This window comes from Nonomuraea sp. LP-02 (assembly GCF_036289125.1).
Taxonomy (GTDB): Bacteria; Actinomycetota; Actinomycetes; order Streptosporangiales; family Streptosporangiaceae; genus Nonomuraea; species Nonomuraea bangladeshensis.
The window spans coordinates 7,414,805-7,432,960 of record NZ_JAXCLK010000001.1; the positions used below are offsets into that span (position 1 = coordinate 7,414,805).

The following is an 18,156-nucleotide window of genomic DNA, read 5'->3' on the forward strand; positions in this document are numbered from 1 at the left end:
CCCCCCAGCATCGCCGCCCCCCGTCCCGCCAACAAGAGCCGTTACCGGGCTCTCATCGCGCCTGTCCCAACAGGATCCGATGAAAGGTGTCCAGGGCGACCGTCGTGCTCGTCCAGGCCGTCTCGCGCACCGTTCCTTCCATCCGATCGGTCCGCCGTACGAAGCCCTGCCCGGCGACGTGACAGAGCTCGTACACGACGTCCCGGCACTCACACGTGTGCGCCACCACCCGGACGCGCTGTGTCCGGTTGCTAGGTTCATGCCAGTTCAGGACGAGATGACCGGGCTTCGGCCGCTCATTGTGCTGACCGTGGTAGTCGGCGAACCCATCCCACCGGATCACCAGGTCCTCCCCTCGAAGATCGCGGCGAGGTTCTTGACCGCGACCTCGACCCGCGCCAGCACCAACGCCTGTACGTGATCTCCGCCGGCAGGCAGCCGGTAGCCGTGCTTTTCGAGCACGGCCTGAACCTCGGCGGCCAGCAGGGGCGTGAACCGCAGGTCTGTGGTTGAGTTGCTCATGGATCGGACCTCCCGTGTCCGATTGACGGGCCCGTCTCGGCGCTGCATCGCCGGACGGGCCCTTGCTTACTCCAACCCTTCAACCATACGTCCAGCTCGTACAACCCGTCTAGCTCGTACAGCTCGTACCGCATGTAAGGCCCTGCAAGTACGTACTTAACGTGCTGGGTATGACAGTTGACCAGCTTGACCCGACCCCGATCTATGAGCAGCTGGCCCGGATCATCAGGGAGCGAATCAAGGCGGGCGACTTGAAAGAACGGCAGACGGTCCCCTCCGAGACCTCGTTGCAGCAGGAGCACGGGATCGCTCGTGGCTCAGTACGCCGTGCGATGGAACTCCTGCGCGAGGAGGGCTGGGTAATCACCATCCAGGGCCGGGGAACTTTCGTCGCTCCCCGGGATCGCTGGCCCAAGGAGGAGTAGTAGCCGCCCGCTCTGTCGGCAATAAGTCTGGAAGAGAGACGATGGCGCGCTGGGACGCGGTCGCTTCACGAGACCTCGCCAGGTGCCAGAGTGCCCACGAGTGACCTCTTCAGGTAGCGAAGCCACTCCGGCGGACGTTATCTCGCTGTTATCAAGTCGGCATGCGGGCCATGGTCACCGTGGGGCGAGGGTGTCGTGGTGGAGACCGGCGGCTGTCAGCCGGGCAGCCGAGCCCTTGGGCATCGACACCACCTCTAATGGATATATTCATGCCTCATTAGCAAGCTTTGTCCGGTTGTCGTGCGGAATGAGGCTCTAAGGTCGAGTCAAGCGTACGTCATGAAGCCGAGAGGTATCCCAAACGGCAGACGAAGCTGTGACCTGGACAAATGCCGGACTGCTAATGCTTGTTGGGCACTTGTGATGCTAGTTCCTAGAGGTTCTGGTTGTGCCGATTGAGGATCTCAATTACGCTCTCGTCAGGCCTGAGTGGGGTGTCGTGCATGTGACCAGGACGGCCTACCCCGTTGAGAGTCCGTCCTGAGAGGTTCTCGGATATGAGCCGCAAATCCTGGGCACTTTGGGGCGCTGTGATGTCGGCTGGCTTGGGCATTGCCGTCAACCTTGCTACCGAGATGAAGTACAACATGTGGGCCTGGGCTGCGGTGGTTGTGGTCGTGGTCCTCACCGCGTGGGGCGGCTTTATCGCTGATCAGAGTGGACAGCGCCGAGCTGCCGCTCGTCGAACTCAACCGGCACTGCCCGTCCTGCATTGGGACAAGCGAAGCGGAAGTGAGCGCTGGACGGTGTCGACGACGGATGTGAAGGTGGCTACCGAATTCCTCAAGAGCGTCGGTAGCCACCAGGGGCCGCCGCAAGAGCCTTAGAAAGCCGAAGCCCAGCTAGCATCCAGAACGGAGTTCATCGAATGGCCAAGTCTCGCTTCCAGTACGTACTGCCGGATCACCGCGTCGACTACGGTGTCGAAGTTGAGATCGACACGCTGAAAATTGACGAGGATGCACAGCGTAAGCTCAATCCGAAGCGCGCGAAGAGCATCGCGGATGGGCTGATCGTGGACGCTCTTGGCTCGATCGTGGTTTCTGAGCGTGCCGACGGCATTCGGTATGTGGTTGACGGCATGCATCGAACCGAGGCATGCAAGCTGAGAGGGCTTCGCACTCTGAAAGCGGAGATCCATTATGGCCTTGACCAGCAGCAGGAGGCGACTCTCTTCCTTATCAAGAATCGAGAGTCAGCAAAAGTCAGCACTCTGGATGAGTACCGGGTCGGGCTGACCGCAGGGGATGAGCTCTGTGTGAGTATCGACAGAGTACTGAAGGATCACCGGCTCGGCTTGGGATCAAGCTCGACGAACAGCGTCGGCGCAGTGTCGGCCGTGCTGAGGATCACCAAGCAATATGGACCCGATGTTCTAGATCGAACACTGCGGGTTGTTGAGCTGGCGTGGGGGAGGGACAAGGAGTCCTGGGACGGCGTGATCCTGGGGGGTGTGGCCATGTTCCTCGGGCGTCACGGCGCGAATGTTGACGACGATGACCTGGCCAAGAAGATGCTCAAGCGAGGGTTGGCCGCGCGCTGGAGGTCCGAAGCGTTGACCCGCGCGTCGAACGGCGGCTACAACAACAGCGGCACCGGGTCACGAGAGAGCCAGTGCTACCAGATGGTCATCGAGAGTTGGAACAAGGGCCGAACCGCCGCCAACCGCATTGGATGACTGTATCCGCTCCTGCGCCGGCGGGAGATCGTGGTCGGGCTCGCCCCCAAACAGGCTGAATAAGAGGTGCGCTTGCCGTGTACCTCTACGAGATAGTGCAGTCATTCATCTGCGAGGAGGATGCTTTGGCGGTCGTGCGTTCGTTCTCTAGGACGACTAAAAATGCTGGGCTTCACCCGACCGAGGTCGAGTGTGGTTATCAAGTGGTGCATGCGGCTGAAGGGCGCCTACTCCAGCTGAGCACCAATGGGTCTGATGGCAGGCAGTCCCCGAAGAAAGTTAGTCAGACCCTACAGTTCGATCAGGCTGGCGCAGCCATGCTTCTTAGCATCATCCGGGAAGCTTTTCCGGATCTAGAGTGACTCTCGGGGCTTGAAAGAAGCCCAACCGTGATGGTGGTAAGCCAGGCAGAGCCAGTTGCCCTAGAGCGGCAAGCACACGCTGCGTCACTTAGTAGAAGGCGCTAGCAGGATGGGCCTAAGTTGGCGGACGAACTCGATGGCGTCCGCTCGATGGTCTCGGCCTGGAGCGCCCGGCGTGATCCAGATGGACAGTAGGCGGCGCGTGTCGGGTGTCCAGGCGTAGGCGTACGTGCTGGGTCCGTTCTTGCTCTCGAACTCGGCTGTATAGCCAGGACCGAGATCAGGTGGCAGGTCCACCCCTCGGTCGTGCTTCATCGTGTTCGTCAGCTCTTCAAGGGACAGAGCTGAAGGATTGTCGAGCTTGACGGACAGCAGGAAGCCTCGCCCCTCGTTCTGCGGATCGGTGACGATGCAGTACGAGAAGGGTCTGCCCGGCTCGCTGCCGGAGGCCTCGTATTCCTCCAGGCCGGTGGCGCGGATGATGGCCTGTTTGGAGATGAGGCCGCATTCCTGAGGGCCCGCAGTCACTTCTCCGAGCGGACTGGTGTCAGGAGGCGGAGAGGAGGTGCAGGCTGAGACGACGACGATGGCCGCGATCAGGGAAGGCCCGAGAAAGGTCGCTCTCATCGAACCGAGCTCCCGCCGACGCCGCCAGCTTGCTTGAAGCCGTCCCTGACGGCCTGCACGGGGTCGCGGAAGACGGCTCCCGTATCACCGAGACCCAGCCAGGTCGTGTAGGCGTCGCGTTGCGCCTCGTTCATCTTGCTCCATGGCACGATCTTGTTGCCGTCCACGAAGTCCCCCTCGGAGCCGCGAGGGTAGTTGGTGGATGAGTAGGGATGTGTCCTAGCCGGGACTTCGCCGTCGCCGAAGAGACCGTGCCGCATCATGACGTCTGCCGTGATGTCAGTGAACATGTCGATGCTCTGACCGACCGTGGATTCCGCCTGACTGCGTGCTAGCGCTCCCTGTTGTCCGGTCACCTGGCCGAACACGGCGGACTTGGCCTTGTCGAAGAGCAGGCTGCTGATCTTCCCCTGAGGTCCTGGAATCAAGTTCGCCACGCTGGTGACGGCATCCTTAAAAGCGCCGAACGCGCTGTCTTGGGCATCGGCTTTGGTGATGTGGGCGATGTTTCCCGCATCGGTGACGAGGTACAGGGTTTCGCTGAGTCTTTCCACGTCAGTGCTGAATTCTGCGCCGCCGGCCCCTGCCATGTGACTCTCCAGAATCCTCTGGCGTTGATCATTTATATCGGAAGTAGTCGCGTCGGGGTGAGTCTTATGCCATTTCTCGAAGTCCGAACGGACCTGTTCGGCGACCCGGGCCGCCCGTTCGTTCAGGACATTGATGCTGTATTGCCCTTGGGCCGTGGCCACCGTCTTCAAAGCGATCGGATCGTCGAAGGCCCACCGCATCACGTTCTTGACTCCGTCGCCGTCCAGCATGGCGCCGTAGGGCTGCACGCCTTTCAAATGAGGATCGGGATCGGAGGCGGGGGTCACGCCGGGTGGTTGCGCGACTCGTAGACCAGGCACGCGGTTCAGGTCGCTTATGTACGAGCTGAGGATGTTGCCCACGCTCTGTCGGGTGTTGCGAAGGTTGGACTGGACGGATGGGTTGCCCCAGAAGTGCAGGGTCCAGGAGGCGATCAGGGCGGACTTGTAGCCGCGGGATTGGCCTGGTGGGAGGTCGTGGTCGCGGAAGGTGGTGGTGGCGGCTTCGAGGGCGTGGCCGAGGTCGCTGTCGGTGGCCTCGTACCAGGTGCGCTCGCGCATCAGGTAGTCGAGGGGCTTGCGTTGGGGGTCGGTGAGGAAGTCCTGGGCGGCTCGGGGGTTGTGGGCGAGGGCGGCTGCTACGGCGGCCAGCGGGTCCTTGTACGCGGCCGGGAGGTCGTTGGCGGGCTGCGTGGTGGGTGTCATGTTGTGCCAGTACAGGGAGCCCGGGGGTTGTTTGCGTTCGTAGTCGTAGACCTTGGTGGCCAGCTCGCGGAGGAAGGTGTCGTCGAAGCGGCCGGTACGCAGGAGTTTGTTGAGTGCGAAGGCGGTTTCGGGGGTGTCGAGGTGTTCCAGGAGCTGGTCGACGTAGCCCTTCGGGAGCTTGAGGGGGCCGGCGCCGCGTGAGGCGGTGCCGAGGGTGGTGCTCAGGGCGGCGGACAGTTTGTCGAGCTCGGCGATCGCTTCCGGGTCGGCGCCCAGCACGGTGGTGTTGCGGCGGTAGAGGGATGTGAGCAGTTGCTTGAGCTCCCTGGGGGATAGCTGGGTGGCGAAGGCGATGGCGAAGTACGGGTCGTTCTGGTGTTTCTGGAGGTCGGCGAGGGTTTTGGCGTCGATGGTGCCCTTCTTCTTGGCGGTGCGGAGGGCGGCGGCCAGGCGGGCGGCCGTCGCGGCGCCCGCCGCGGGCGTGTCGGACACCCATTGGGACTCGTCGGCCCACAGGGCCTGGGATCTGCTGAGCGCTACCTTCTGGGCGGCGAGCATCAGGTCGAGTCGCCGTTGTAGTTCGGGGACCTTTGTGCCGATCTGGTGGGCGATGTCGCGGGCGGTGCCGGGGCCGGACATGCTGAGTTGGACCGTGCTCAGGGCCTTGTCCACCTGGGCGCCGGTCTCGGGGACGGTTTGGCTGAGGCGCTTCATCAGCGAGATGAGCTGGGTCATCAGCGTCGGATCGATGGCGAGAGGTGTCGTCGGTCCGGGGGTCATGAGGGCGCGCCGTCGGGGTTGAGGGTGTCCAGCAAATTGAGTGCGCGGTCGAACAGGCCGCGGTACGCCTGGTCCCAGCCGTTGATGTCGCGTACGAGTCTGTCGGCGGCAGGGCCTTTGATCGCGCCGGCGTCAATGAGGTGGATCAGGCCGCGGATATCGCCGCTGTGCTGATCGCGCAACTGCTCGATCTGCCGCCGGGCGGCATGGATCTGCTCCTGTGTCGCCATGCTGGGTCCCCTGTGGCCGGTCGACGGGCGAGTGACCATGCGCAGCGTATCCGGGTTATGTGAGGTACAGAGCGCAATTTCCGGCTGCACAGTCAATCGGTATAAGACGGGGCGGGAATATGCATAATGGGGCCGGGTGAAAGAGTGATTTTATGCGCGCCTAAAAGGGGGGTCGTTCTGGCTTTTCTTGGGTGGTTGCGGGTTGTGTGCTCGGTGGCACGGATAGGGGCGTAGCGGGGTGATTCTCGCGATTCTGCGGACTGTTGTCCACTGGGCGCGCGACGCGGAGGTCGTCCCACATCTGGCCGTGGTGGTGGGCGTCGGGTGGGCCGACGATCAGGTGGGGGACGGGGCGAGCAAAACCGCTGGGAAACTGTCGGAGGCCGGTGGTAGAAAGCGAGTTCGAGTCTGTCAGCTATCCGTGGTCGGGGGCGGCGTCTGTGACGAGCAGCAGTTCCGAGTTCTCTGTGGCGGGCCCGCGTCACGACCGGCGTGGGCCCGTACGTTGGCTCTGGTCGCACCTGCGGCGGCACCCGTTCCATCTGGTCGGGTTCCTCGGCGGGTCCGTGGTCATGACCACGCTCAACGCCATGGTTCCGCAGTACATCGGCGACGCCTTCGACTCCGTGCTCGGTCACCGGGGCGGGCCGCTCGACGCGCTCGGGCTCATCGCGCTGGCGATGCTGGCGGTGGTGCTCGCGCGCGGGGTGTTCGACCTGGTCGCGCGGCTGTCGAGCGAGGTGCTGGCCAAGCGGCTGGAGCGTGACGCGCGCGACGAGCTGTACGTCAGCCTGCTCGGCAAGAGCCAGACCTTCCACAACCGCCAGCGCGTGGGCGACCTCATGGCGCGGGCCGCCAACGACATCCGGCAGCTCTCCATCATGATCACGCCGGGCGCCGACCTCATCGTCGACTCCGGGCTCACCGGCATCGTCCCGCTGTTCTTCATGGCGGCCATCGATCCGCGGCTGCTGCTGGTGCCGGGGGTGTTCGCGGTGGTGTTCGTGATCGCGCTCCGGCACTACATGCGCAGGCTCAACCCGGTGGCGACGCGGATGCGGGAGGAGTTCGGCGAGCTCAACGCCGGGCTCAGCCAGGCGGTGCGCGGCATCGAGGTGATCAAGGTGACCGCGCAGGAGGGGCAGGAGCGGCTGCGGTTCCGGGCCAGCGCGCGGCGCTACCGCGACTCGTTCGTACGTAACGGGCTGGTGCAGGCCCGCTATCTGCCGACGCTGCTGTTCTCGTTCGCGATGGCGGGGGCGCTCTGGCACGGGCTCTATCTGCAGGGCATCGGGGCGATCAGTGTCGGCGAGCTGGTCGCGTTCATGGGGCTCATGGGCATGCTCGGGTTCCCCACGCAGATGTCGATCTTCACGTTCTCGCTCATCCAGATCGGCATCGTCTCGTCCCGGCGCATTCTCGACATCATGACCGCCGAGAGCGAGATCGAGCAGCGGGCCGACGGGCACGCCGCGCCGATCCGCGGCGAGATCGTCTTCGAGAACGTCACTTTCGGGTACGCCGCAGATGGCGAGCCGGCGCTGCGCGGGGTGTCGTTCACCGTGAAGCCGGGCGAGACGGTCGCGATCGTCGGGGAGACCGGGTCGGGCAAGAGCACGCTCACCAAGCTCGTCCCGCGTATCTACGACGTCACCGGTGGGCGCGTGCTGGTCGACGGGGTTGACGTACGCGACTGGGATCTCGACTCGCTGCGGTCGCAGATCTCGACGATCGAGCAGGACATCGTGCTGTTCTCGCGGTCGGTGAGCGAGAACATCGCCTTCGGTCTGGGGCAGCGGGCCGACCACAAGGCGGTGGTGCGGGCGGCCGAGGACGCGCAGGCCGCCGAGTTCATCGGGGAGTTGGAGGACGGCTACGAGACGGTGATCGGGGAGCGCGGCGTCACGCTCTCCGGAGGGCAGCGGCAGCGGCTGGCCATCGCGCGGGCGCTGCTCACCGACCCGGCGATCCTGGTGCTCGACGACTCCACCAGTGCCATCGACTCGGCGACCGAGGACAAGATCCAGCAGGCCGTCGGGCGCATTCTGGAAGGGCGGAGCACGTTGCTGATCACACATCGGCTCTCGCAGATTCGGTGGGCGGACAAGGTGTTGCTGCTGCGGCGCGGGGAGGTCGTCGACTTCGGTACGCATGACGAGTTGATCGCGCGGAGTCGGCTTTATCGGCGGGTGTTCGCGCACTATGACGAGATCGACGTTCAGGGTGGTGATGGCCTCCAGGACGGCGACGGGTTTCAGGGTGACGGCGCCCAGGGTGACGGCGCCCAGGGTGACGGCAGTCGGGTGTTGGCGGGGGAGCAGGGAGGGGTGCGCTGATGGGCTTCATCATGGATGGCCTCGACGCCGAGGACTACGACCGCACCTACAACGACCGCGACCTGCTGCGGCGCATCCTGTCCTACTTCCGGCCCAAGCTGGGCCCGATGCTGCTGGTCGCCGCCATGATCGTGCTGCTGTCGGCGAGCCAGGCGGCGGTTCCCGCGATCGGCAGCCTCGCCGTGGACGCCATCGCTGACGGCACGATCGGCGAGGCCGGGCCGGCGCTCGTGGCGGCCATCCTGGGCACCGGCGTACTGTCGTGGATCTTCAACTACCTCCGGCAGAAGCACAGCGCCGAGGTCACCGGCGACGTCGTGCTGCAACTGCGCGAGGACGCCTTCGACGCGGTGCTGGCCCGCGACCTGTCGTTCTACGACGAGACGCCGTCCGGCCGGATCGTCAGCCGGGTCACCTCCGACACCGACGACTTCGCCACCGTCTCCACCCTGACCATGGACCTCATCAGCCAGGTGCTGATGGTCGGCTTCGTGACGGTGCTGCTGTTCGTGCGCAGCGCGCAGCTCGCGCTGATGACGCTGCTGGTGGTGCCGATCGTGGTCGGGCTGGCGCTGCTGTTCCGGCGAATGGCGAGGATCAGCACCCGGCGGGCGCAGCGCTCGCTGAGCCGGGTCAACGCCAACCTGCAGGAGACCATGGGCGGCATCGCCGTCGCCAAGAACTTCCGGCAGGAGCAGCAGGTCTACGACGAGTTCCGGCCGATCAACCAGCAGAGCTACCAGGTGACGCTGCGGCAGGGGTTCGTCTTCTCCACCATCTTCCCCGTGCTGTTCACGGTGGCGGGGCTGGCCACGGTCGCGCTCGTGCAGCTCGGCGGGGCGCGGGTGCTGGCGGGCGGGCTCACGGCGGGTGAGTGGTACCTGTTCCTGCAGAGCGTGGCGCTCTTCTGGTTCCCGCTGACGTCGATCGCGGCATTCTGGTCGCAGTTCCAGCAGGGGCTGTCGGCGTCCGAGCGGGTCTTCGCGCTGATCGACGCGCCGCCCCGCGTGGTGCAGACCGACGCGCGGCCGGTCGGGAAGCCGGCGGGCCGCATCGAGTTCCGTGGCGTCACCTTCGGCTACGACCCGGCCAGCCCCGTGCTGCGCGACTTCGACCTCACCATCGCGGCGGGGGAGACGGTCGCGCTGGTGGGGCACACGGGTGCGGGGAAGTCGACGCTCAGCAAGCTGATCACCCGCTTCTACGAGTTCCAGGAAGGCAGCCTGTTCATCGACGGGCAGGACATCCGCAGCCTGGAGCTGGGCGCCTACCGGCGGCAGATCGGCGCGGTGCCGCAGGCGCCGTTCCTGTTCAGCGGCACGGTGGCCGACAACATCCGCTATCCGCGCCCCGAGGCGAGCGATGAGGAGGTGCAGCGGGCGGCGGCGGCCGTGGGCGGCGGGGACTGGATCGAGGCCCTGCCCAACGGCCTGCTCACGGACGTCGGCGAGCACGGCCGGGCGTTGTCCATGGGGCAGCGGCAGCTCGTCGCGCTGGCCCGGCTGCTCATCCAGGACCCGGCGATCGTGGTGCTCGACGAGGCCACCGCGAGCGTCGATCCGCTGACCGAGGCGCAGATCCAGGAGGGGCTCGACGCTGTGCTGGCGGGGCGTACGTCGATCGTGATCGCGCACCGGCTGTCCACGATCGAGCACGTCGATCGGATCATCGTGCTTGATCACGGGCGGATCGTGGAGGAGGGCGATCACGCGACGCTGCTGGCGAAGGGTGGGCGTTACTGCGAGGTCTACAACACGTACTTCCGGCACCAGTCGCCCAACTATCGGGCCGGTACGGGGTTCGTCGCGGTTGGTCAGGGCTGAGTGGGCCGGTGGGGCTGCGGGGTTTCTTGGTGGGGGAGGAGGGGCGGGGTGAGGGAGTAGGGCGTACGGTCCGGGGGTGGGGCGTGCGCCAGGTGGGCGTCGTGGGCGCCTGCTGCGCGGCGAGGGTGCACGCCGCTTCCAGAACGCTGCAGCTAGCTTTTGGCGGCTGCCGCTGCGGCCCGGGTATGCGTCGCTCCCCGATCGAGGTGGGCGTGGTGGAGGTCCGGTCAGAGGCCGGGGGCCAGGCCCTGGCCAGAGCGCGGCGGCCAGGGCCTGACCGGGGTCTGGCCGGGGTCTGGCCGGAGCGCGGTCAGGGGGCGGGAGTGGACGGGGTGACCGTCCAGCGGTGGGCTAGCAGCAGCCTGCGGACGCCGTACGCGCCGAGTGGGGTGAGCTGGACGGGCGGGCTGTTCATGATCACGTCGAGGGCGTGGCGGGGGATCCGGCGCAGGAAGTGGGCGGCGGCTTTGGCGCGGTCGGGTGAGGCGTCGTCGTGGCGCCAGAAGTGCGTCACAAGATCGCCGATCTCGATCCCGGCCCCAGCCTCGGTCCGGGTCCCGGCCGCCGCCTCGGTCCGGGTCCCGGCCCCAGCCTCGGTCCCGGTCTCGGCCCCGGTCTCGGTCTCGGCCCCGGTCCCGGCCCCGGTCTCGGCCCCGGTCTCGGTCTCGGCCCCGGTCCCGGCCCCGGTCTCGGTCCCGGTTTCGGTCCGGGTCCGGGTCCCGGTCTCGGTCCCGGTCTCGGGTGCTGTTAGGTCGGCGGGGGCGGTGACGCCGGCGGTCGTCCAGGCGTTCATCGCGACGCGTACGCCCCCGAACAGCGCCCCGTCCGGGTCGTGCGGTCCCGTAAGGTCGTGGGTGGCGGCGGCGATGGGCAGGGCGGGGAGCAGCATGGGGAACGGGCGGCCGGCCAGGTGGACCGCCATGAGGGTGGCGGTCAGAGGGAGGATCGCCTCCAGGGGTGACTGGAGGGAGTAGTAGCAGCCGTCCTTCTGCTCGGCCTCCACCCGGTCCCGCAGCGAGTCGGCGAGCAGCCGGGCCCACACCTCCAGCTGGCCCTGCTCGGCGGACCCGCCGGCCGCGAGCCGTGCCCGTACGGCGGACTTGCGCTCAGGGGAGGCGTGGCGTGCCAGCAGGGAGGCCTCGGCCTGGGCGGCGAGTTCGGGGAGGGGTGCGAGCGTGTGCGGCGGCAGCGCCGGCTGTTCGTCGTCGAGCGGTGTGAGCCAGGGGAACAGGCCCGCGAACACCAGGTCGAACCGCCGCGCCGTCCGTGGCAAGCCCAGCCCCGCTGCCTCCTCGTACACCGCCGCCGCCTCGTACACCATGGATGGATCATGCACCGCGGCGGGGAGGATGCGCGCGGCCCGCGTACGAAGGTGAGCAGATCCGCTATGGCGTGAGGAAGTTTCACCTCCAGCGGGTGATCACGACCGTCGTGCCGCGCCCCGGCGCGCTCTCCAGGCGGAACTCGTCCACCAGTCGCTTCGCCCCGCCCAGCCCGTGGCCGAGCCCGCGGCCCGTGGAGTAGCCGTCGACCAGCGCGACGTCCGGTTTGGGGATGCCGGGGCCCTCGTCGGAGATCGTCAGCCGGAGCCCGGCCCGGGGTGGCGGCAGCAGGTGCTCGATCAGCAGGCTGCCCCCGCCGCCGTGGACGTAGCAGTTGCGTACCAGTTCGCTGGCCGCCGTGATGAGCTTGGTCTGCGCGATGAGGCCGAAGCCGGCCTCCAGGGACGCGGCGCGTACCGCGTGCCGGGCGGTGAGCAGGTCGCGTTCGGTGCGGATGGGCAGAGAGCGGGTCGCCGCGGGCTCCGCGGGCTCACTGTCACCCAAACCCGGATCCCCTCCATGGCCGTCCGGTTAGTTGTCGCGTGGCAAATATATAGGATCGTCACTCCGGTCGCAGGTTCGGGCCGGGATGAACGTGACCTCAGAGTTATTTGCTATCGTGCAAATTTATCGGCGGCGCGCGGACTCGCGCCTGGAGAAGAGGACATGCGTTGGGCAGCATTTCCGAGGGCGTTCACGCGGTGCGACAGGCCATGCAGGCCGCTCCGCCCTATGCCGTGGCCGAGGCGCTGCGTGACGCGGTGACTCTGCACTTCGCCGTCGAGCGCGTCGAGGTGCTCCTCGCCGACCCGGCGTTGGTCACGCTCCGTCCCGTTCTCGAAGAGTACGCGCCCGGCGTACGTGGTCTGGCCATCGACGGCACGCCCGCCGGCCGCACGTTCGCCTCGCAGACGCCGCAGCGCGAAGGCACGCTGCTGCACCTGCCCGTCAGCGCGTGCGGCGAGCGGGTCGGCGTTCTCAGCCTGAGCTTCGGCACGCAGCCCGGCACGGAGGTCGTCGAGGACCTCCAGGAGATCGCCACCGCGCTCGGCCACATCCTGTGCGACGCCTACCGCACCACCGACCGCTACCACCGCGTACGCCGCGCCGCCCGCCTCACCCTCGCCGCCGAGATGCAGTGGGCGCTGCTGCCCGGCTGCGGCCACCAGGGCGACGGCTACCGCCTGGCCGGCCAGCTCGAACCGGCGTACGCCGTCTACGGCGACAACTTCGACTGGGCCTGCGGCCCGCGCGGCCTCATCGTGTCGGTCACCGACGGCATGGGCGCCGGGGTCGAGGCCGCGATGCTCACCACGCTCACCATCACCGCGCTGCGCAACGCCCGCCGCTCGGGCGCGGGCCTGGAGGAGCAGGCGGGCCTCGCCGACGAGGCCATCTACAGCCAGTACGGCGGCCGCCTCCACGTCTCCACCCTGCTGATGAGCTTCGACGCCGAGACCGGCGAGGCCGCGCTGGTGGACGCCGGCTCGCCGCGGCTGCTGCTGATGCGCGGCAGCCAGGTCCGCCACATCGAGCTGGAGCAGCAGCTCCCGCTCGGCATGTTCGGCAACACCGCCTACACCGAGCAGCACCTGCGGCTGGAGCCCGGCGACCGGCTGATCGTGGCCAGCGACGGCGTCTACTCCTCGCGCTCGCAGGGCGGTACGGAGTTCGGCGGCTCGTCCCTGGAGTCTCTGATCAAGTCCACGCGGATGCAGCCGGCCGATGAGGCGGTCCGCACGATGATCCGGGGACTGCTGGACTTCCGGCGGGGCATGGAAGTGCTGGATGATGCGGTCGTGGTATGTCTCGACTGGACACCGGACCCCAAGCCGGGGCCGAAGCCATCCGGGCCGCATCCCGGGCGAGAACGACCATGACCGGCATCACCTCACTGAGTGGATAGCGTGTGATTGACGAGCCTGTTCCACCCGTTGAAGCGTTCGACTCCTTCGTCGGCCACCTGCCACCGACCGAATGGGCCCTCATCGAGAGGGAGGCAGCGGCCCTGGTCGCGGTCTGGGGCCGCTCACGTCAGGCGTTCGTCACGAAGGTGTCCTCCATCCAGCTCCAGGCCATGCTGACCATCGAGAAGCACGAGACGATCAACCTGGGCCGCCTGGCCGCGGCGCTCGGGGCGGTGCCCTCGTCCGCGAGCCGCCTCTGCGACCGGCTGGAGGCGGCCGGGCTGGTCCGGCGCTCCCACGACGAGGAGGACCGGCGCGAGCTGACGCTCTCCCTCACCCCCTCCGGCCGCGCCCTCATCGAGGATCTGCAGCAACTGCGGCGGGACGACCTCGCCCGGGTGCTCAGCGAGATGCCGCCCGCCGGGCGGATCGCGCTGCTGCGCGGGCTGCAGGCGTTTGCGGAGGCGGCCGACCGGGTCACGGCGCGCGAGACGCCCGAGGAGGACGAAGACTGGATCCAGATCGCCGCCCGCCTCCTCGCCTGATGAGGACCGCAGCCTGATGAGGACCGCAGCCTGATGAGGACCGAAGCCTGATGAGGACCGTAGCGTCGTTACTGGGCCTGCTGGTGGCGGCCGGGTGCGCGGCGGGGCAGGGGGCGACTCCGTCGCCCGCACCGGCACCCACTTCCCCGCGTACGGTCCAGTCCGAAGGGGCCCCGACGCCGGGCCCGGTGGTCACCCCGGCCGCCTCCCCCGGCGGCTGGCGTTACGCGTACGTCAGCGACCAGCCCGGCTCCCGCCTCACCGGCGTCACCGCCGCCGGCCCCCGGGAGGCGTGGGCCGCCGGCTCCGAGGGTGACCGGCTCCTGCTGCTCCACCACGACGGCACCGCCTGGCGCCGGGCCGACCCGCCGCCCGAGGCGCCCGCGGTGCCGGAGGGCGCGGACGTCCGGATCGCCGCCTCCGGCCCGGACGACGTCTGGCTGCTGCTTCCCGAGCTCGGGGCGGACGACCAGGTTCAGGCGCTGACGGCCGTACGCTGGGACGGCTCCGCCTGGCATCGGGTCCCCGGGCGCATCGACTCCCCGTACGTCGCCGGCTTCGCGGTGCTCGGGCCCGCCGACGCCTGGGCCGTCTACGGCTCCGATCGCCGGGAGGCCGCCCACTGGGACGGCCGGTCCTGGACGAAGGTGCCGCTCCCCGCGTACGCGGCGGCCCTGGGCGGCTCCCGTTCCGCCGGCCTTTGGGCCGTCGGCTTCCGCTCCTCCGGGCCGGGCGTGACCGAGAGCGAGATGGACCAGCCCGCGGCCATGCGCTGGGACGGGCGCTCCTGGCGGCTGGTGCCCACCCCGACGTACGCCTTCGCCCGGCCCAAGCCGCCCGAGGGCAGCGCCATGCTGGACGGCGTGCTCGTGCTGGGCGAGGACGACGTGTGGGCGATCGGCGTACACACCTTCAACCACGGCGAGGTGGACGACGAGCCGGCCGATCCGCCGCCGATCCTCCTGCACTGGGACGGCCGGAGCTGGAGCAGGCAGAACGCTCCCGGCGACAGCGGCTACTGCTGCCCCCGCCTGGCCGCCGGTCCCTCCGGCGGCGTCCTCATCGTGACCGGGAGCCCGCGCCTGCGCGACACCTGGCGGGTGGCGGCGCCCGGCGCGGCCGCGGTCCCGCTGCCGCGCCTGCCGGCGATCCCCGGGCTGAAGCGTTCGCAGTTCTTCAATGTCGAGGGGTCGGCCCGGTCGGGCGCGACCTGGGCAGTCGGCACGCTGTCGGCGGACGGCGGGTTCTGGAGCCGTGCGACCATCGCCGAGCTGGCCTGAATGTGATCAAATTCCGGGAATGGACCGAGCTCGGCAACTGGTAGGGGAGACGCTCCTCTACTGCTTCGCCTTCCTCCTGCTGACCGGCGCCTACCTCGCGTACTTCTACACGCCGAGCGGGCAGCTGGTGCCGTACGCGGGCTCGTACGAGCCCCTGCGCGGAACGATGATGACGGCCGCGTACGAGTCGATCCTGACGATGAGCTTCGAGGAGCCCCGCGCGCTGTTCGCGCGGCAGTTCCACACCAAGGTGATGATGGTGCTCGCGTTCGGCGCCGTGGTCTGGGCGCTGTTCGGCCGCGTCAGGTACGCCCTGGCGGTGCTCGGCCTGATCGCGGTCGCCGGAGTGGCCGGACGCGGCGCCGCCGACGAGCTCGTCCTGGTGCGGCTGCCCATCCCCGTCTGGTACGGCCTGCACCTGGCGGCGGCCCTGGCGGTGCTCGTGACGCTGGTGGTGTCCTCGCGCCGCGAGGCCGCCCGGCAGCCGCGTACGCTCGCCTTCGCGGCGCTCGCCGCGGGACTCGCCCTGCTGGCGGTCTACGTGCTCTGAAGCGGGGGTCAGCCCTGCTTGAGCACGGGCTTCCACGTGGAGCACTCGCCCGTGGGCCGGGAGGCGGTGCCGCGGCAGACCTGCATGCGGATCTGCAGCACGTTGCGGTAGTCCTTCTTGAACGAGCCCACGCCCGGCCGGCAGTTGTAGAAGCCGTACGACTTCCAGCGGCCGTTGCGCGAGTCCTGCGCCTTCAGCACGGCCCACGCGCAGCCCTTGCCGCGCGTGTCCTCCAGCTTGCCCTCGACGAGGTAGCCGAACTGGTGGAGGTAGACCTTCCCCCACGAGCCGGCCATGCCGTCGGCGGAGTAGACGGGCCCCCACTTCCAGACGGCCGGCGTGGCCGAGGCGGGTGTGGCGGCCCCGGCCAGGGGGAGGACGACGGCGGCGGCGAACAGGGCGAGCAGACGCATGAGGGGTCTCCGAGATCGGGCAAAGAACTTCACCCCACTACAGATAGGACCCGATACTTGCGAGCGGCTTGGAGCCCAGTGGTCCGCTTGATTACCTATTGGGCGAGTCGGGCAGGGAAACCGCCGGTGGCGATCGGCCCCCAGCGATCGATGTGGAGACGGATGAGCGATTTGTCCTGGCGGCGCATCGCCTCGCGGTACTCGTCCCAGTCGGGGTGCTCGCCGGCGATGCACCGGTAGTACTCGACCAGCCCGTCCAGCGCCTCGGGCATGTCGAGCACCTCGGCGCGGCCGTCCACCTGCACCCAGGGGCCGTCCCAGTCGTCGGACAGCACGCAGATGGACACGCGCTCGTCCCGCTTGGCGTTGCGGGTCTTGGCGCGTTCGGGATAGGTGGACACCACGATCCGCCCGTCGGCGTCCACGCCGCAGGCGACCGGCGAGAGCTGCGGGCGGCCGTCGGCGCGGGCGGTCGACAGCAGGCCGTGATGCCGGGTGCGCAGGAAGTCGAGGAGCTCGGGCCGGTCGACGCGGCGCGCGGTGGCGATGTTCGGAGCCATGTGCAGGTGCCTTTCGGATCGTACGTGCTCCGATCCTTTCACTGGGCGAGCGCCGCCTCGTCGACCAGGGCGACCCGGACGGTGCGCGGGTCGTCGCCGGACAGCGGCACCGCGAAGACCGCCGTGCTCGGGCCCGCCCCGTAGACCAGGAACCGGGTCCCGTCCTCGTCCCAGGTCTCGCGTACGTCGGAGGTGAGGCGCGCCGACGCCGAGCAGTACGCGGGGCTGCGGCGCAGCAGGTGCAGCGAGGTCTCCAGGGGCACGTCCCCGGAGGGGGCAGGGGCGGTGAGCGGCGGGCGGAGGCGGACCCGGAGGCGGCGCAGCGGGACGAGCCAGTGCCGGTCCAGCTCGGAGGAGAGGGCGAGCAGCGCCACGACCTCCAGCGCGGCCAGGGGCAGGAAGGGTGGGTGCGCGGCCGGCGCGGTCATCGCGAGAAGCCCGGCGGCGAGCAGCAGCCCGGCGCGGGCGAAGGACCGTACGTCCACGGGCTTGGCGTGGTCGCCCAGGCAGCCGCAGGACGCGGTCGGCGCGGCCACGTAGGCGTAGCCGAGGTAGCCGAGGAAGCCCGCCGCCAGCAGCGCGGCGGCCGCGCCGTCCAGGGGGTGGAGCGGCGGGACGAGCAGTGCGGCGGCCACGGCGAGCTCGGCCAGCCCGACGAGGCGGAGCGCCGGGACCGCGCGCGCCGGGCCGACGAGCCTGGCCAGGGCGCTTCGCCCGGCCTGGGCCCGCATCCGCCTGCCGAACAGCTTCATCAGTCCGGCCCAGAGGAGGAAGAGGGCGATCACGTACGGCTGCGACGCGGCGATCCCGTTCATCGGGCTCCTCTCCTAGTGGGGGGAGAACACGGTGGCGATGTCGACCTCGTTGGTGTCCGGCCGCCAGGCGCCCAGGATCTGTACGTGCTGGGCGACCTTCAGCAGGGACAGGTCCGAGGTGGGCGGCGACTCGGAGTGGATGGCGACCGACTTGCCGGGTACGACATGGCACAGCACCTCGTGCCCGTTGTGGTCCAGGCGGAGGGTCTGGTCCTTGATGTCGGTGATGTGGCCCTTGATGTTGACGATGTTGAGCCACACCGCCTCGGCGGCCAGCATCCCGTCGGGCATGCGGACGCCGCGCGCGTACAGGCCGTCGCCCGGCCTGGCCTGGTCGAAGCCGACCGGTCCGAGCTTCCACAGGCTGGTGCCGTCCACGACGCGGATGGTGTGGAAGACCATGTTCGAGCCGAGGACGAGGAGCGTGTTGTCCTTGATCGAGCGGATCCTGCCCTCGGCGAAGTTCGGGTCGAGGGTGCCGGGCTCCACGCCGGGAGCGGCGGTGGTGGTGGCGAAGGCGGCCTCGGGGCCGAGCGAGCCGAGCGCGGTCGCGGCCACGACGCCGGCGCCGCCGCCGAGCACGGCGGACTTGAGCACATCCCGTCTGCTGCGCATCTCCGTCCCCC

20 protein-coding genes are annotated in these 18,156 nt (G+C 68.6%); 9 read left to right on the top strand and 11 right to left on the bottom strand.

Translation table 11 applies throughout. From position 1 onward, the window contains the following. Positions 1 to 52 precede the first annotated feature (52 nt). Both SMD20_RS34835 and SMD20_RS34840 read right to left on the bottom strand, forming a co-directional pair. A complete protein-coding gene (locus SMD20_RS34835) occupies positions 53 to 343 on the bottom strand; it encodes a hypothetical protein (RefSeq protein WP_329589462.1) in 291 nt (96 codons plus the stop codon). Further along, positions 340 to 522, bottom strand: coding sequence for a hypothetical protein (locus tag SMD20_RS34840; RefSeq protein WP_329589464.1), 183 nt, complete (start codon positions 520 to 522; stop codon positions 340 to 342). The genes SMD20_RS34835 and SMD20_RS34840 overlap by 4 nt, the downstream gene beginning before the upstream one ends. Positions 523 to 692: 170 nt before the next feature. On the opposite strand from SMD20_RS34840, the gene SMD20_RS34845 reads away from it, so the two are divergent. The 3 genes from SMD20_RS34845 to SMD20_RS34855 all read left to right on the top strand — a co-directional run bounded on the left by SMD20_RS34845 (position 693) and on the right by SMD20_RS34855 (position 2,685). Further along, positions 693 to 947, top strand: a complete 255-nt coding sequence (locus SMD20_RS34845; protein WP_329589466.1) for a GntR family transcriptional regulator — start codon at positions 693 to 695, stop codon at positions 945 to 947. A 557-nt stretch (positions 948 to 1,504) separates the two neighbouring features. Then, positions 1,505 to 1,834, top strand: coding sequence for a hypothetical protein (locus SMD20_RS34850; RefSeq protein WP_329589468.1), 330 nt, complete (start codon positions 1,505 to 1,507; stop codon positions 1,832 to 1,834). 41 nt (positions 1,835 to 1,875) lie between these two features. After that, positions 1,876 to 2,685: a ParB/RepB/Spo0J family partition protein gene (locus tag SMD20_RS34855; protein WP_091092706.1), complete on the top strand. Its 810-nt coding sequence runs from the start codon at positions 1,876 to 1,878 to the stop codon at positions 2,683 to 2,685. A 446-nt stretch (positions 2,686 to 3,131) separates the two neighbouring features. Here SMD20_RS34855 and SMD20_RS34860 read toward each other — a convergent pair whose 3' ends face one another. The 3 genes from SMD20_RS34860 to SMD20_RS34870 are packed head-to-tail and all read right to left on the bottom strand — an operon-like array spanning position 3,132 to position 5,979. Beyond that, a complete protein-coding gene (locus SMD20_RS34860) occupies positions 3,132 to 3,674 on the bottom strand; it encodes a hypothetical protein (RefSeq protein WP_329589471.1) in 543 nt (180 codons plus the stop codon). Continuing rightward, positions 3,671 to 5,749 carry a DUF6571 family protein gene (locus SMD20_RS34865; RefSeq protein WP_329589473.1) on the bottom strand — a complete coding sequence of 693 codons (2,079 nt, stop codon included), beginning with the start codon at positions 5,747 to 5,749 and terminating at the stop codon, positions 3,671 to 3,673. Before SMD20_RS34865 ends, SMD20_RS34860 begins: the two co-directional genes overlap by 4 nt. Then, positions 5,746 to 5,979 carry a hypothetical protein gene (locus SMD20_RS34870; protein ID WP_329589475.1) on the bottom strand — a complete coding sequence of 78 codons (234 nt, stop codon included), beginning with the start codon at positions 5,977 to 5,979 and terminating at the stop codon, positions 5,746 to 5,748. The genes SMD20_RS34865 and SMD20_RS34870 overlap by 4 nt, the downstream gene beginning before the upstream one ends. A 572-nt stretch (positions 5,980 to 6,551) precedes the next feature. Here SMD20_RS34870 and SMD20_RS34875 point away from each other — a divergent pair. Continuing rightward, entirely contained in the window at positions 6,552 to 8,315 is a 1,764-nt protein-coding gene (locus SMD20_RS34875) for an ABC transporter ATP-binding protein (RefSeq protein WP_329589477.1), read from the top strand. Continuing rightward, positions 8,315 to 10,138, top strand: a complete 1,824-nt coding sequence (locus tag SMD20_RS34880; protein WP_329589479.1) for an ABC transporter ATP-binding protein — start codon at positions 8,315 to 8,317, stop codon at positions 10,136 to 10,138. Before SMD20_RS34875 ends, SMD20_RS34880 begins: the two co-directional genes overlap by 1 nt. Before the next feature lie 310 nt (positions 10,139 to 10,448). Here the strand turns inward: SMD20_RS34880 and SMD20_RS34885 are convergent, their stop codons facing one another. Both SMD20_RS34885 and SMD20_RS34890 read right to left on the bottom strand, forming a co-directional pair. Continuing rightward, complete coding sequence (locus SMD20_RS34885) at positions 10,449 to 11,459, bottom strand: hypothetical protein (RefSeq protein ID WP_329589481.1); 1,011 nt, start codon at positions 11,457 to 11,459, stop codon at positions 10,449 to 10,451. Positions 11,460 to 11,541: 82 nt separating this feature from the next. Then, positions 11,542 to 11,964, bottom strand: coding sequence for an anti-sigma regulatory factor (locus SMD20_RS34890; protein WP_329589482.1), 423 nt, complete (start codon positions 11,962 to 11,964; stop codon positions 11,542 to 11,544). Between the two features lie 167 nt (positions 11,965 to 12,131). On the opposite strand from SMD20_RS34890, the gene SMD20_RS34895 reads away from it, so the two are divergent. Genes SMD20_RS34895 through SMD20_RS34910 form a run of 4 tightly spaced genes read left to right on the top strand, consistent with a single transcriptional unit; the run spans position 12,132 to position 15,742 of the window. After that, on the top strand, positions 12,132 to 13,340 hold the full coding sequence (locus tag SMD20_RS34895) for a PP2C family protein-serine/threonine phosphatase (protein ID WP_329589483.1): 1,209 nt from the start codon (positions 12,132 to 12,134) through the stop codon (positions 13,338 to 13,340). Between the two features lie 29 nt (positions 13,341 to 13,369). Continuing rightward, positions 13,370 to 13,912 carry a MarR family winged helix-turn-helix transcriptional regulator gene (locus SMD20_RS34900; protein WP_329589485.1) on the top strand — a complete coding sequence of 181 codons (543 nt, stop codon included), beginning with the start codon at positions 13,370 to 13,372 and terminating at the stop codon, positions 13,910 to 13,912. A 50-nt stretch (positions 13,913 to 13,962) separates the two neighbouring features. Next, positions 13,963 to 15,192 carry a hypothetical protein gene (locus tag SMD20_RS34905; protein ID WP_329589487.1) on the top strand — a complete coding sequence of 410 codons (1,230 nt, stop codon included), beginning with the start codon at positions 13,963 to 13,965 and terminating at the stop codon, positions 15,190 to 15,192. Positions 15,193 to 15,211: 19 nt separating this feature from the next. Then, on the top strand, positions 15,212 to 15,742 hold the full coding sequence (locus SMD20_RS34910) for a hypothetical protein (protein ID WP_329589488.1): 531 nt from the start codon (positions 15,212 to 15,214) through the stop codon (positions 15,740 to 15,742). An 8-nt stretch (positions 15,743 to 15,750) separates the two neighbouring features. Here the strand turns inward: SMD20_RS34910 and SMD20_RS34915 are convergent, their stop codons facing one another. From SMD20_RS34915 to SMD20_RS34930, 4 genes are all read right to left on the bottom strand, one after another. Further along, positions 15,751 to 16,155, bottom strand: coding sequence for a hypothetical protein (locus tag SMD20_RS34915; RefSeq protein WP_329589490.1), 405 nt, complete (start codon positions 16,153 to 16,155; stop codon positions 15,751 to 15,753). Positions 16,156 to 16,250: 95 nt separating this feature from the next. Next, positions 16,251 to 16,715, bottom strand: coding sequence for a PPOX class F420-dependent oxidoreductase (locus SMD20_RS34920; RefSeq protein ID WP_329589492.1), 465 nt, complete (start codon positions 16,713 to 16,715; stop codon positions 16,251 to 16,253). Between the two features lie 38 nt (positions 16,716 to 16,753). Continuing rightward, complete coding sequence (locus SMD20_RS34925) at positions 16,754 to 17,530, bottom strand: MauE/DoxX family redox-associated membrane protein (protein WP_329589493.1); 777 nt, start codon at positions 17,528 to 17,530, stop codon at positions 16,754 to 16,756. Between the two features lie 12 nt (positions 17,531 to 17,542). Continuing rightward, positions 17,543 to 18,145, bottom strand: a complete 603-nt coding sequence (locus SMD20_RS34930; protein ID WP_329589495.1) for a cell wall protein — start codon at positions 18,143 to 18,145, stop codon at positions 17,543 to 17,545. Positions 18,146 to 18,156: the final 11 nt, after the last annotated feature.

Excerpts from the sequence above, each read along its gene's own strand:
- SMD20_RS34860 (WP_329589471.1), bottom strand. The coding sequence starts at position 3,674 with ATGAGAGCGACCTTTCTCGGGCCTTCCCTGATCGCGGCCATCGTCGTC.
- SMD20_RS34880 (WP_329589479.1), top strand. The coding sequence starts at position 8,315 with ATGGGCTTCATCATGGATGGCCTCGACGCCGAGGACTACGACCGCACC.
- SMD20_RS34840 (WP_329589464.1), bottom strand. The coding sequence starts at position 522 with ATGAGCAACTCAACCACAGACCTGCGGTTCACGCCCCTGCTGGCCGCC.
- SMD20_RS34925 (WP_329589493.1), bottom strand. The coding sequence starts at position 17,530 with ATGAACGGGATCGCCGCGTCGCAGCCGTACGTGATCGCCCTCTTCCTC.
- SMD20_RS34850 (WP_329589468.1), top strand. The coding sequence starts at position 1,505 with ATGAGCCGCAAATCCTGGGCACTTTGGGGCGCTGTGATGTCGGCTGGC.
- SMD20_RS34885 (WP_329589481.1), bottom strand. The coding sequence starts at position 11,459 with ATGGTGTACGAGGCGGCGGCGGTGTACGAGGAGGCAGCGGGGCTGGGC.
- SMD20_RS34855 (WP_091092706.1), top strand. The coding sequence starts at position 1,876 with ATGGCCAAGTCTCGCTTCCAGTACGTACTGCCGGATCACCGCGTCGAC.
- SMD20_RS34920 (WP_329589492.1), bottom strand. The coding sequence starts at position 16,715 with ATGGCTCCGAACATCGCCACCGCGCGCCGCGTCGACCGGCCCGAGCTC.
- SMD20_RS34875 (WP_329589477.1), top strand. The coding sequence starts at position 6,552 with ATGACCACGCTCAACGCCATGGTTCCGCAGTACATCGGCGACGCCTTC.
- SMD20_RS34910 (WP_329589488.1), top strand. The coding sequence starts at position 15,212 with ATGGACCGAGCTCGGCAACTGGTAGGGGAGACGCTCCTCTACTGCTTC.
- SMD20_RS34930 (WP_329589495.1), bottom strand. The coding sequence starts at position 18,145 with ATGCGCAGCAGACGGGATGTGCTCAAGTCCGCCGTGCTCGGCGGCGGC.
- SMD20_RS34870 (WP_329589475.1), bottom strand. The coding sequence starts at position 5,979 with ATGGCGACACAGGAGCAGATCCATGCCGCCCGGCGGCAGATCGAGCAG.
- SMD20_RS34905 (WP_329589487.1), top strand. The coding sequence starts at position 13,963 with ATGAGGACCGTAGCGTCGTTACTGGGCCTGCTGGTGGCGGCCGGGTGC.
- SMD20_RS34915 (WP_329589490.1), bottom strand. The coding sequence starts at position 16,155 with ATGCGTCTGCTCGCCCTGTTCGCCGCCGCCGTCGTCCTCCCCCTGGCC.
- SMD20_RS34865 (WP_329589473.1), bottom strand. The coding sequence starts at position 5,749 with ATGACCCCCGGACCGACGACACCTCTCGCCATCGATCCGACGCTGATG.
- SMD20_RS34845 (WP_329589466.1), top strand. The coding sequence starts at position 693 with ATGACAGTTGACCAGCTTGACCCGACCCCGATCTATGAGCAGCTGGCC.